Raw genomic sequence first — 13134 nt, 5'->3', positions numbered from 1 at the left:
TGAGCAAGAAAAAAGCACCAAAAAAACTTTTGGTGCGTATATCTTCTATAATAATTCAACATTTATTTGTTCTGCTACTTCGTTTATTTTATCTGCGTCCAGCTTTTCAACTTCTGAAACTCTCGCATTTAATACGCCAAGAGATAAAGCCTTCAAAACAGTTTCCATTACGCCTTCTCCATCATCCAAGAATTTCGCGAGGCCTGCCACAGTAGCATCTCCACTTCCGACAGTTCTTTGTATTTTATATTGAGGAACAGAAATCTTGTACAAATTATCTTTGTATTTTAAAATCGCTCCGTATTTTCCATTGGTAACCAAAACAATTTCAATATCATCCAACAATTTATTGCTGAAAATTTCCTTCAAATACTCAGAATCTTTGTTGACGAAATCTTCTGAAGAAACATCTTCTGTTAAACCAATAATTTCCTTAAATTCATAGAAATTAGGCTTGATTGCGTATGGTTTATAATTATTTTCCAAAACTTTTTTAGTCACTTGTCCATTTGTATCCAAAATAATCTTGCTGTTAGCTTTTAGAATATCCATAGTTTCTTCGACAAAATCTTCGGATAAACCGTTCATCAAACTTCCACTGATTACTGCTATATTGTAATTTTTCCCGATTTCTTTAATAAGTGACATAAAAGTTCTTTCAAATCTAGAATCAATTTTGTTAGTTTTTTCAAAGATTTCAAATTGCTTATCGCCATGAATCACTCTAATGCAGTTTCTTGTGTCGACATTTGTAAAAATAAAATCGTGCTTAATATTCACATCGTCTAACTTGTCGATTACATAATCTCCATTACTTCCTCCGATAAAGCCTGTAACCATGAAATCTGCCCTCAACAAATCCAAAACTTTGGACACATTTATCCCTTTTCCTCCAGGCGTTTTGTACGCATCATCAACTACATTTACTCCATTAGTATCCAGCTCATCCATTTCGTAAATCACATCTATAGCAGGATTCGCAGTTATACAAAGTATCATTTTATTCCCCTCTTCAAATTAATTAAAAATTTATCTTTAATAAATATACCCAATAATATAGCTTTTTAAATTATTTAGATAACTTTGATGTAAGAATAACTTCAGCAGCCTTCAATCCGTCAATCGCACTTGACACGATTCCTCCAGAATATCCACTACCTTCGCCAATCACATACAAATTATCAACATTTTCGCTTCTTAACAAATCATCTCGATCCATTCTCACTGCACACGATGTTCTCGTTTCAACTCCTGTGAGTATAGCATCATCCATTGAAAATCCGTGAAGCTTGTTGTCCATCATTTTAATCGCAGTTTTAATGTAATTTGTAACATGTTCTGGATAAATATCATTCAAATTGCTCAAAACATATCCAGGTTTCACAGTAGGTTCAACTTCTCCGATTTTTTCAGATTTTTTATCATCCATAAAATCTTTTACCAACTGAACTGGAGCATTGTAGTTCGCTCCTCCCAATTCAAAAGCTTTGCGTTCGATTTCTTGTTGAAATCTAATCCCGTCTAATAAATTATGTCCATAAGTATCTTCATCTATACCACACACAATCGCACTATTTGCGTTTTTGCCGTCTCTTTTGTGAAAACTCATACCATTGACGCACAATTCATTTTCTTCACTGGAAGCATTGATTACATATCCACCTGGACACATGCAAAAAGTGTACACTCCCCTTTTGTTTTCCTCAGAATAAGAAAGCTGATAAGTCGCACTCGGAAGATCTCTGTCGCATTTATATTGTGCAAAATCAATCATTTTTTGTGGATGCTCAATTCTAAAACCAACCGCAAAAGGTTTGTTCGTCATTTTAATTTTGTCGGCTAACATCATCACCGTATCTCTCGAACTATTTCCAAGAGCAAAAACGTAACAGTCAGATTGAAATTTTCTATTATGTGATTTTATTCCCTCACATTTTTCATTTTCAATTTCGACATCGTCGATCAATGTATCGAATTCAAATTCACAACCCATTTTGATAAGGTCATTTCTCATGTTCACAATTACTTTTTGCAATTCATCGGTTCCAATGTGCGGCTTGGAGTCATACATAATTTCACTAGGAGCGCCGTAGTCCACAAAAGTCTTCAAAACTTCTCTGACTCTTTTGTCTTTAGAGCGTGCAGTTAATTTCCCGTCAGAAAAAGTTCCAGCTCCACCTTCTCCAAATTGAACGTTACTGTTTGTGTTAAGCTTACCAGTATCCAGGAATTTGTTGATATCGTCAACTCTTTTGGATACCTCGCTTCCTCGTTCAATAACTTTCACCTTAGCTCCGTTTTTCGCTAATAAATACGCGCAGAATAATCCCGCAGGACCACTTCCAACAACTGTGACGCTTTTCGAATTATCGACATCTTCTAAGTTAAAATCTTCCTCAAAATATTTCTCGCAATTTTTAATTGATTTTATCTTTTTGTCGGGCAAATCGACATCGACGATAACTTGATAGTTGAACAGAATTCCCCTTCTAGCATCAATTGATTTCCTGTAGATTTCATAATTGAAGTTTTTCATTCCAATCATTTTAGAGATTTTTTTCTTCAATTCGTTTTCGTCGTCATTTTTTAATTTTATATTTCTAATAATAATCATAATTTTCTCTCTTTCCTTTGTTACTTGTATTATATCATTATTTAAATAGAAATATTTATTAGCAAATCATAATGATTTTTAAAAATCTAATGCACGAATATCTAGACTACAAAAAATGTAGATTTCTAAATCTCAAAATCCTAAAATCGCAAACTCGCCTTCGCTCAAACAGTGCGATTTTAGCTGGATTTTTTCGATTTGAAATCAAGCCAATTTTTTCCGTATGATATTCTTAGCATTAGGATTTTTAAATACACACCTAAAAAGCTGCCTACCAAAGTAGACAGCTCTCATTTTATTTTTCTTCAAACATTTCCTCTAATATATCTATTGCATCATTCACAGCTTGTGGACATTTTCTTTGCATAGTGTTTTCTTGTTCGATTTTTTCAAGATTTTCTGCTATATTATCTCCCAATATTTCTTCACAAATTATCGTAGATTGTTTTTCTTTGAATTTGGTATCGAATTCGAACATTTTTTTCACTAGTTCGACTTTCTTTTCGCCTTCATTTGGCTTTGAATGGCCGTATTTGATTCCCAAAACCATGTAGGCACCAGTTACTGCTCCACAAGTCATTCCCTTGTACATTCCACCTGTAAATGGTGATGCGATTTTTGTAACAAGTTCCTTATCTACGCCCAAATCATCTGCGAAATATCTCAAAACTACTTGCGCACAATCTATTCCTTCTGTAAATTGTTGCCAAATTTCTTCGTTAGTTAATTTACTCATCCAATGCACCTCCACAACTTGATCCACTTCCTGCAGTACAACCGTAGCAGTAATCTTTCCACACGATTTCTCTGGACAAATCCTTCACATCAATTAAATCTTTGATGTTTGTGTAGTCTTTCATTGGGACTTTTTCTGCTAAGTGGAAGTCGCAATCGTGAAGATTTCCTAAGCTATCCACAGAAATTTGGAATCTACACATTATATTTTCACAAGTTTCTTCATTGTAATTATCTTCCAACAATTTCATGTAATCTTCGTATTCGCCTTTTTCGATCAAAAAATCTTTGAAATATCCAATAGGCATATTTGTAATAGTGAACAAATTATTAAACACAACATCCTTCTTTTTCAACTCGCGTTCATAATCTGATTGAAGATTGGATTGTTCTGGTGGTAAGAATCCACCAAGTGGATTGTAAACCAAGTCCAATTCTTTTTCAGTTCCATAGCCCATTTCATTAAGTTTCTTTAAGTTAGCAATGACTTTGTCGTATACGCCATCTCCTCTTTGGCTGTCTACGTTATCTTGTGTGTAGCAAGGAAGAGATACGACAATTTTGATTTTTTCTTTATCAAACAAATCCATTAATTCCTTGTTTTTTTCGATATCTGTGGCGTTCGTTCTAATAATAAGCTCGTCTACTCTTTTCAAGCATTCCTTCATAAACCACACAATTTCTGGATGTGTTGTTGGTTCTCCACCTGTAATATCCACAGTTTTCATCTTGTGGTTATCCAAAAACTTCAAGCAATCTTCCATAGTTTTTTTGCTCATTTCTAAGTTTTCGCTGTTCTTCATAACGTGGCAGTGTTTACAACGCAAATTACATTTTTCAGTAATGTTTAATTGTAGTGTTGTGATATCGCCAGTTGTTTTATATTTTTCAGAAATTCTATCTTCGAATCTCATTTTCTCCCCCTAAATTTTCCTTTTAATGCATTTTTGAAAAAGCTTGGATCGCATTTTTCATCTATACCAACCATTGTACTTACAAAGTGGTGCACTTCATTATTTGCCACAAACTTGGACGAACAAGTCGCACAATAAGTATACATTTTTTCGTTTTTAATGGAGTTTTGCATTTGAGTTGCGATGTCTTTTTCGCTTTTTCCTGCAATTCCACCTGCTCCACAGCAGTTTGTACTTATGTATTTATTGTTAAATCCTTTGATATGTCTTTTGATTTCTTCAAAAATTATGTGATTATATCTGTCAGAGCATGGGAAGAACACATTTACTTCCTCATCAATATCTTGTATCATATCTCTTTCTTCAAGCCATTTGAAAATCGTAATAACTTCAACCGACAAATTTTTGTAAAATTTGTGGAAACAGTTTGGACACACGCACACAATTCTTTCGACTTCCTTGTCTTTGAGTTCTTTTTCAAATCTTTCCATATAATTATTTTCAAATCCAGTATAATCACTTGGTAGATTGCAACAATCAATTGAATAATCAAATCCTTCTTTGTTGAACAATTCCATTAAATATTTTGTAGTATCTGGATAAAATGCTGGAAAATTACAGCCCAAATACAGCAAATCTTTTGTTTTTCTTTTAGATTTGTTTTTGAAGAAATAATTTTCTTTTTGTTTTTTTACTGATTCGAATTTAGGATTTTGTTTTCTTAAAATAAGAGAAATCTTTTTTCCATCCAAGTCAACCGGACACACCGCTTTACATTTTTGACACAAGAAACAAGAAAATGCCAAGTCTTGTCTGTCTGCAAAATCTTTTAAATTAATCTTGTATTTCGTCAAAAAAGGACAACATTTTGTGCATTTACCACATTCAATACACTTGTCCTTAACTTCTTGTAAGTAATCATTTGTACTTTTGTTTGATATCATCTACTTTTTCCCCCTTGCGATACATATGTTGACATTTCTGCATCGTCCACATAGTCCTAAAAGGACCATTTTTTTGAAATCTACGCGATGAAGAATATATCCTCATCTTTGATTGGAAGATAATGTGGCCTTTTTCCTTTACCCTAATCGAAAAATCATAATCTTCCATTAAATCAATATTTTTGAATCCACCCATCTCATAATAAAATTTTCTTGTAAAAAACATTCCCTGATCACCAAATGCGATGTTTCTGTGTTTGACACGATTATTGGAATTAAATGCGACAATTTGCATTATGAACTGTTTTGGTACAAATGAAATGCTGAAACAACCCATTTTATAATTTTGTAAAATTGATTTGATTTCTTCTTTTGGATTTTCTTTGAAGAAAGTATCCGCGTGAAGAATCAGAATTATTTCTCCTGTTGAATTTGCAATTCCATTTATAATTTGATTGCCACGACCCTTGATGCTTCTAATTGGTTTATATCCTCTGTCTCTGATTTTTTCAAACGTGTCGTCATCGCCGCTCACGCTGAAAATCACTTCAAATTCATCATCAAAAACATCCAGGTGGTCGATGAATCTATCGATTTTGTCAGATTCATTATACACTGGCACTATTACTGAAATCATTCGCTTTTATAAACTCCCATATATTATCCAAAAATTCAACAGACAAATATGCTTTTATCTTTTCAAAAGTAAATCCACTATCTCTATTCTCATCCACGTATTGAGTATATGCCATTGAACACCAAGTTATTCCTCTTAGAAATGTGAACAACAAATATTTTACGAACTTTTTCCTATCGACTTTTATTTTTGATAATTTGTTGTATTCATTTAAGAAATCATCTATTGTGTCCATATCAAATATTACATCTGTTTTCCAAAAAGTCGTCGTTGGTGCCAAAAAATGCGCCAAATCTTGCTCACGCTCTCCAATTATTGGTTTTTCCCAATCTATAACATAAGACTTTTCTCCTATTATGAAGTTTTGGTTATTTAATTCAGTGTTGATAAGACACGGATTTTCAAGAGTAGAATCAAGCCCCAAATTTTTAATGTATTGTAGCATATCCGAAATTTTATCTTCTGTAGATTTTATTTTTTTGTCCCAGTTTTGATAATGAGAAAACATCTGTGTAAATTCTTCAAACATCATATTAAAAGGACTGTCTGCTTTTATAAAATCTTTGCCAGTTACATCAAGAGAATGAATTTTTGATAAAAGATACGCTGCAATTTTTAAATCTGTGTGATAATTAAGTTCTCTACCAATCAAGTATTCTTCTGTTAAATAAGAAATACCGGACATTTCATCTTTTTTCAAATCGTATACTTTCGGTGTAACTTTTGATTGTTCCAAGAATTTTAGAGCATTGTTTTCGTATTCTATCTGATTATTCAAATGCATTTGTGAGCCTCTTGCAATTCTTATCAAATAATCCCCATCTATTAAATAATTAGAATTATACTCACCTTTGCCAAGTAATTTGACGTTTTTTGATTGCGATATGTATTTGATAAAATCAATATCAGTGTCTACATCGTGAGTTTGTCTCAATTTAAAATAGGACAAGCCATTTTCAATCAGACAATTTTCCAAATCATTTTCTACATCTGGATTGGAATATTTTTTATTCTCAAACAACATGTCGTACGCTTTTTTCATTCCAATGAGACTATAACCGCCGTCTTCAGTAGGACTAAATACTACATCATTGGTGTCTAATTTGTAAAAAGCTTCATTAAAAATCTCACTATCAAAATCAATAATATCTGATCCAATTAAAATAACCTTAGAATATCCACATGACAAAACTTCTTTTATCGAATTATTCATCCTTTGACCGATATCATCTCCCGTTTGTCTGATGCAATCATAAGGAGAATTTTTTGTGTAATCGTCAAATAATTCATCTGGCGTTAGAGACAAAAAAACTTTGTAGTTTTTGATAGCATTTATATTTTTTTCTATCAAATTATTACTCATCGTTATCCTTTGTTTTTCAGATAAAATTGTAGATAATCTTGTTTTAGAATTTTTATTTGGAATTTTAGTCATTAAAATTACTGCGTTCATTCAATCTCCTGTAAAAAAAGCGGCCCAAATTCTGAGCCGCATTAATTTTAAAAACTATTTTACTAATTCGTAGTCGTGTTCTTTAGTTCCATCCAAAGAGTTGAATACGTCTTTGTTTCCTCTGTCGATTAGTTTTTGTGCTAATTGACCAGATTTATTTCCAGAATAGCAATAAGTGTAAACCGGTTTATCTGTAGGAATTTCTGATAATCTTGCATCTGCTTCATCTAATGGAATGTTAATTGCATTTTTGATATGACCTGCATCATAATCTTTTTTATCTCTAACATCAACTATAACATTGTTAGTATCTTCAGATGCTTTTACTAAATCTTCTGGTAAAATGTTAGCGAATTTAACTAATTTGTATTCAAATTTCTTAACGCCTTCTGCGTTTGTAACATCTTTGAATCCGTTATTTACTAAAATTTCAGCAGCTTTTTGGCTTTTCTTTCCTGTGTTGCAAACTGTGATTACAGCTTTATCTTTGTAAGCATCTAACTTAGAAACTTCTTGTTCAAAAGTGTCGATTGGCATATTGATAGCCCATTTAACATGACCTTGGTCGTATTCTTCTTTGCTTCTAACGTCAACAACCAATACAGTTTCTTTTTTCTTCTTGTCTTGTTCGATTGCTTCAAGATCAGCGCCTTTCATTTCTTTTATGGCTGCTTTTTCTTCAGTCTTTTCTGCTGGTTTTTCAGCATTTTGTTCTGTTTTAGTATTATTGTCAGCTGGTTTATCTGAATTATTTGAACATCCAGTAACAGTTAAAGCTGATACTAAAGCTAATGTTAATAAAAGTTTTTTCACTATAAATTCCTCCTAAAAATCTTTTCGATAACATTGTATCATACAGACACAACAAATTCCAAGATTCATTTATTGAAATTTTCTATAAATGATTTTGAGTATTATTTCTTTTCTTTTATTCCACAGCTTATCGCATCAACAGGGCAGGCATTTTTGCATCTTGCACATCTAATACATTCCTTATGATTGCAGTTTTTCGTAGGATCCACGTTCATTTGGCAAACTTTCTTGCATCTTCCACAACTAATACATTTATTTTTGTCCAATCTATATTTGAAAATAGAAATCGGATTGAAAAATGAATAAATCGCACCCAAAGGACAAATATATTTGCAGAAAGGTCTGTAAATCATTATTGAAAGTAAAATCGTAAGTATCAGAATAGTTCCCTTCCAATAATACAAAAATCCAATCGCTCCTCTCATACTTTTGTTGAGTAATACGAGAGGAATTCCTCCTTCAAGCATTCCTATCGGGCAAATCAATTTGCAAAAATACGGAGAGCCTTGTCCCAAAATATCCACCACAAACATCGGCAAAATTATTACGAAAATTACCAAAATAAAATATTTTAATTTTCTCAAATGTTTATCGTATTTAAAAGTTTTTATCTTTTTGAAGAAAGGGATTTTATATAACAAATCTTGAATCAATCCAAACGGACACAACCATCCACACACAAATCTTCCCATCAAAGCTCCAATGAAAAACAAAAATCCTACTATGTAATAGCTAAACTTAAAATTAGAGTTTCCAATTACAGCTTGTAATGAGCCAATCGGGCAAGAGCCTTTGGCTCCGGGGCAAGAATAACAATTCATCCCCGGAACGCAAATTTTCTTGAGGTTTCCACCGTAAATCTTTCCGGTTTTAAAACCTTCTACATAAGAATTTGTAATCAAAAACCACAGCGATTGAAAAGCGTGTCTGAAATTATCCATTATTTTATATCTGTTTTTCTTCGTTCCAAAGCTTAGTAAATCTTTAATCTTATCCAATTCCAATACACTCCATGCAAATTCTTATAGCCTTATCCAACACAACTTTTACTTCGCCGTTGTTGTAACCGTAATAAATCATCCCAACAGACAGAAATAAAATCGTAACTGAAAATATACGGCTATGAATAAATTTTTTGTACATTTAAATCACCTAATTTTATTTATTTTTCAAATTAGCTAATTCTTTTTCGATAACTTGTTTCCATTCTTCTTTTGATTTTGCACCAGAATAAGTTTCTCCTATAATATTTCCATTTTTATCGACAAAGAAAGTTTCTGGCATTGCTTGAATTCCGTTTAATCTGCCGTTGAAGTTTGATTTGTCTGGCATTAAGAATGGATATGAAGCTTTTGTTTTTTCTTGAATTAGTTTTGCCTTTTGCAATGCTTCATTATTAGTACCATTATCGTCCACAGTATCTGTGACAACTCCTACAATATTTACACCTTTGTTCTTCATTTCTTTTTGAACCTCACTCAAATCAGGAATTTCATTCACACAAGCACTACACCAAGTGGCAAATACATTTACCATTGTAAGGTCGTATTTTGAAAAATCTTTGCTTGAGAAATCTTTGCCATTGATATCTTTTGTGGATAAATTGCTCAAACCCTTAACAGATTTTTTGTCGAATGCTTCTGTATTTTCCAAATCAGTTTTTTCAGATAATACAAATCCATTTTCAGGACGTGGTTTTTTGTCTATAATATCAATTTGAATTTTAGCAAATTCTTTTGCAAAACCTTCATCCATTTTACCTTTTGAACTTATGAAGTAAGTGAACTTACCATCTTTTGATTCGCCGATTTTTTTGTTATTGTCGCATTTTGTGATTTTGGCGATTTCAGCTTCAGGCATATTTTTGTCAAACATTCCAATAGAACCCACTCTTTCAAGTTCTTTTTGCCATTTTTCGTATCCATCACCCATTTTATCCACTACTGCATTTTTTTGTTCTTCAGTTAATTTGCTGAAAGTAAGCATAGCGTATTTCAATTCCTTGTCGATAGGACTTTGTTCATCCAACATCGCAATCTTCTTGTCTTTCATATCTTTTTTAACTTGTTCTGAAAGCTTGAACTTCAATCCCAAAAACTCATATACAAATTCATCTTTTGGTTGTAATGAATAATCAGAAGGTTTGAATTTTTCGTTTTCACGGTTTTTATCGTTTTTCATTCCCGCTTCTTTTGGGCTTACCACTTTAGTTTCTTTTCCCGTATTTCCACTAGATTTTTGGCAACCTACCGCTCCAACGCTAAAACACAATGCTAGTAGCAAAGTTGTTCCTTTTAATACATTTTTTCTCATAATTTCCTCCATAAAATATCTAAGTTCATATTTAGATAACACGCATTCGTGTAATCTGATATTATATTACGATAGTTTTATGAAACGTTCGTGAAATTGTTTTTTTAAAATAAAGTCGCAATTGATAAGACTATAATCCTCATTTATAGCAACAAAAAATCTACTACTTTTTCCGTAGTAGATTTGTAGCATTATTATCATATTTATTTTTTCAAAATAATTAACTTTTCTTCACAAATTTATGCCCACAATGAGGACAAGTTACTTTGATTTTTCCTTTATTTCTTGGAATTTTCATTTCTTTTTTGCAGTTAGGACATTTAATGTACTTCTTGTCCTTGGAATTTGCGGCTCTGATTTTGTATTTTTCAAAAAAATCAGTCATAGGTTTTACAGCCTTTGAGAATTTTTGATTCTCAATCATTCGTTGATATTTGTTAACAGAAAAAACTCTGAAAATTCCGAAATACACAATTAAAATCATCGTAATGATCTCTATAACTCTATTTTTAAATTTTAAATTAATCAAAGAAAGTATCAGAGCGACTACTATCATAGTCTTCGACAAAAAATCAACTCCGTACACTTTTTGCAAATAATTTTTGATTTTATCTTTCATCAATATCCCTCGTCACATATTCTAAAGTTTTTGCAATATCGTCGTGAATCACGATATTTGCCATATTATCGTAGCTTGTACGATCTAGATTAATTAGTATCAAATTATTTCCTCTAAAATAATTGATAAGACCACTTGCAGGATACACGACAAGTGAACTTCCCGCGACAATCATCGTGTCTGCTTTGTTAATCCAACTGATAGCTTTTGCAAATTCACTTTGTGGTGGAACTTCTCCGTACAATGTAACATCTGGACGAACAACACCTCCACATTTTTCACATTTGCATGGTCTTTGTTGTTTGTAATAATCCAAATCGTATTTTGCACCACAATTTACACAGTAATAATCTCTCAAATTGCCGTGAATTTCTGCGATATTTTTAGTTCCAGCCATTTTGTCTAAGCTGTCGATATTTTGTGTGATTACTCCCAGTAATTTGTTAGCTTTTTCTAACTTTGTCAAAGACAAATGAGCTTTGTTTGGTTTTACTCCATCGATAATTAAATTTTCCAAAACATAATTCTGAAATAAATCGGGACGTGTCACGAAAAATTCGTGGCTCAACATATATTCTGGCGAAAAATCGCTGTCGTTTTTCTTGTTGTAAAGTCCCGTTGCTGATCTAAAATCTGGAATTCCAGATGCAGTAGACACTCCTGCTCCACCAAAAAACACGATTTTGTCACTTTGTTCTACAATTTGTTTTAATTTTTCAACATCATTCATTATTTACACTTCCCTTTGCTTTTCTTTCTTGAAATCTCGTTGAAACTGCTAGTATCATCACCGACAAAAATATCATAAAACAGCCAAGCAATCTTCTTGGATCTGTAGTTTCGTTAAATAAAATAATCCCCAATATTACAGATGTAATTGGCTCCAAGGTCGAAAAAATCGTGTACGTGCTAACACCAGCATTCACAATGGAAAGTTGAATGAATAGCGTTCCAAATACTGAAACCAATATTGAAATAACGAATGCGATAATCCACGCATATCTTGATAAAGACAATGTAAAATCTCCAGTAATAAGCCCAAATACAAAAAGCATCGTTGAGTTAATTGTGCAATTGTAAAATGTAACTTTGACACTGTCCATGTTTTTTAGCCCTGATACATCCATATAAATCAAATAAAAAGAATAAGTACAACCAGATGCCACTGCCAAGAACATTCCCAACGGAAAATTACTGCTTCCACCGACATTATTTGCTAGTAAAATAACTCCGATTATAGATGTGATTAGTGAGATGAATTTGTATTTTGTCATCTTTTCATTTAAGAACATAACCGAATACACTGTTACAATCGTCGGAAAAATAAAATGAATAGAAGTTGCAAGCCCAACGGAAATATATTGATACGATGCATAAAGCATTGTCATTGTGATGCAACCACCAATGCTACACATCAAAATTAGTTTTTTCAATTCTTGGTTTGTAACTTTGAGGCTGACATTTCTACTTTTCAATGAAATAATCAAAAATGGAATTACGAAAAATCCCCTCAAAAAAGAAGTCATAATTACGTTACTTCCATTGCTCAGAGTTTCTCTGACCATAATCGGTGTAAATCCAAAAATCAACGCCGAGATTATGGCGAACATCATTCCTTTAGCTTTTCTCACTATCTATAACACTCCTTTTTTACGCATTTATTATCTTCATAATAAAGCACGATTTCAGAATACTTACCGTCGTAAATAGCGAAAATTTCACCCATAGAATCGCTATGTCCATCCATGTTTTTTAATTCTTCGTAATCGATAAATTCCAATGTCCCTTCGACATTTTCCTTTATCAATTCTCCAGAAAAATCATCAGTTTCGTACAAAAATCCAACAATTCTGTCGTTGTTGTCCATGTCGTACCAGCTAATCATTCCAACATATTTTATGTTTTCTATATCCAAATTAGTTTCTTCTTTCGCTTCTCTAATGACAGATTCAGTTATAGATTCTACCTTTTCGACATGACCTCCTGGAAAAGTTAACCCTTCCCAACCGTATTTTTTTACTTTATCTAAAACCAAAACATCATTTCCACGATTGATTTTTATCATATTGCACAAAATATTTTCCATAAATAC

Annotated in this window: 15 protein-coding genes; all 15 read right to left on the bottom strand. The window is 32.4% G+C overall.

Annotated features, from left to right (window positions below; genetic code table 11):
- Nucleotides 1-45: 45 nt before the first annotated feature.
- Nucleotides 46-999, bottom strand: coding sequence for a 1-phosphofructokinase family hexose kinase (locus ACU68W_RS04795; RefSeq protein ID WP_094223145.1), 954 nt, complete (start codon nucleotides 997-999; stop codon nucleotides 46-48).
- 70 nt (nucleotides 1000-1069) lie between these two features.
- Nucleotides 1070-2614: an NAD(P)/FAD-dependent oxidoreductase gene (locus tag ACU68W_RS04790; RefSeq protein ID WP_094223144.1), complete on the bottom strand. Its 1545-nt coding sequence runs from the start codon at nucleotides 2612-2614 to the stop codon at nucleotides 1070-1072.
- 295 nt (nucleotides 2615-2909) lie between these two features.
- Nucleotides 2910-3350: a C-GCAxxG-C-C family protein gene (locus ACU68W_RS04785; protein ID WP_094204092.1), complete on the bottom strand. Its 441-nt coding sequence runs from the start codon at nucleotides 3348-3350 to the stop codon at nucleotides 2910-2912.
- The gene (gene arsS, locus ACU68W_RS04780; RefSeq protein WP_094223143.1) at nucleotides 3343-4263 is read right to left on the bottom strand and encodes an arsenosugar biosynthesis radical SAM (seleno)protein ArsS; all 921 of its coding nucleotides are present in this window, start codon (nucleotides 4261-4263) and stop codon (nucleotides 3343-3345) included. Before arsS ends, ACU68W_RS04785 begins: the two co-directional genes overlap by 8 nt.
- Nucleotides 4260-5207, bottom strand: a complete 948-nt coding sequence (locus ACU68W_RS04775; protein WP_094223142.1) for a (Fe-S)-binding protein — start codon at nucleotides 5205-5207, stop codon at nucleotides 4260-4262. Before ACU68W_RS04775 ends, arsS begins: the two co-directional genes overlap by 4 nt.
- Nucleotides 5182-5844 (bottom strand): TIGR04283 family arsenosugar biosynthesis glycosyltransferase, encoded by a 663-nt coding sequence (locus ACU68W_RS04770; protein ID WP_094223141.1) that lies wholly within the window; start codon nucleotides 5842-5844, stop codon nucleotides 5182-5184. The genes ACU68W_RS04775 and ACU68W_RS04770 overlap by 26 nt, the downstream gene beginning before the upstream one ends.
- Entirely contained in the window at nucleotides 5816-7297 is a 1482-nt protein-coding gene (locus tag ACU68W_RS04765; protein WP_446756184.1) for a TIGR04282 family arsenosugar biosynthesis glycosyltransferase, read from the bottom strand. The genes ACU68W_RS04770 and ACU68W_RS04765 overlap by 29 nt, the downstream gene beginning before the upstream one ends.
- A gap of 54 nt (nucleotides 7298-7351) precedes the next feature.
- Complete coding sequence (locus ACU68W_RS04760; RefSeq protein ID WP_094208213.1) at nucleotides 7352-8110, bottom strand: rhodanese-like domain-containing protein; 759 nt, start codon at nucleotides 8108-8110, stop codon at nucleotides 7352-7354.
- Between the two features lie 101 nt (nucleotides 8111-8211).
- Nucleotides 8212-9108, bottom strand: coding sequence for a 4Fe-4S binding protein (locus ACU68W_RS04755; protein WP_094223184.1), 897 nt, complete (start codon nucleotides 9106-9108; stop codon nucleotides 8212-8214).
- Nucleotides 9101-9253: a CD1871A family CXXC motif-containing protein gene (locus ACU68W_RS04750; protein ID WP_002835608.1), complete on the bottom strand. Its 153-nt coding sequence runs from the start codon at nucleotides 9251-9253 to the stop codon at nucleotides 9101-9103. Before ACU68W_RS04750 ends, ACU68W_RS04755 begins: the two co-directional genes overlap by 8 nt.
- A gap of 15 nt (nucleotides 9254-9268) precedes the next feature.
- Complete coding sequence (locus ACU68W_RS04745) at nucleotides 9269-10423, bottom strand: TlpA family protein disulfide reductase (protein WP_094223139.1); 1155 nt, start codon at nucleotides 10421-10423, stop codon at nucleotides 9269-9271.
- 220 nt (nucleotides 10424-10643) lie between these two features.
- On the bottom strand, nucleotides 10644-11042 hold the full coding sequence (locus ACU68W_RS04740) for a hypothetical protein (protein WP_094207552.1): 399 nt from the start codon (nucleotides 11040-11042) through the stop codon (nucleotides 10644-10646).
- Nucleotides 11032-11772 (bottom strand): NAD-dependent protein deacylase, encoded by a 741-nt coding sequence (locus tag ACU68W_RS04735; RefSeq protein WP_094223138.1) that lies wholly within the window; start codon nucleotides 11770-11772, stop codon nucleotides 11032-11034. The genes ACU68W_RS04740 and ACU68W_RS04735 overlap by 11 nt, the downstream gene beginning before the upstream one ends.
- On the bottom strand, nucleotides 11765-12673 hold the full coding sequence (locus ACU68W_RS04730; protein ID WP_094223137.1) for a DMT family transporter: 909 nt from the start codon (nucleotides 12671-12673) through the stop codon (nucleotides 11765-11767). Before ACU68W_RS04730 ends, ACU68W_RS04735 begins: the two co-directional genes overlap by 8 nt.
- Nucleotides 12673-13128: an 8-oxo-dGTP diphosphatase gene (locus ACU68W_RS04725; protein ID WP_094223136.1), complete on the bottom strand. Its 456-nt coding sequence runs from the start codon at nucleotides 13126-13128 to the stop codon at nucleotides 12673-12675. The genes ACU68W_RS04730 and ACU68W_RS04725 overlap by 1 nt, the downstream gene beginning before the upstream one ends.
- Nucleotides 13129-13134: the final 6 nt, after the last annotated feature.

This window comes from Finegoldia sp. P2-F-LR, assembly GCF_052932265.1.
The sequence above is the reverse complement of the archived record's forward strand: the minus strand, read 5'-3'. Positions and strand labels throughout refer to the sequence as shown.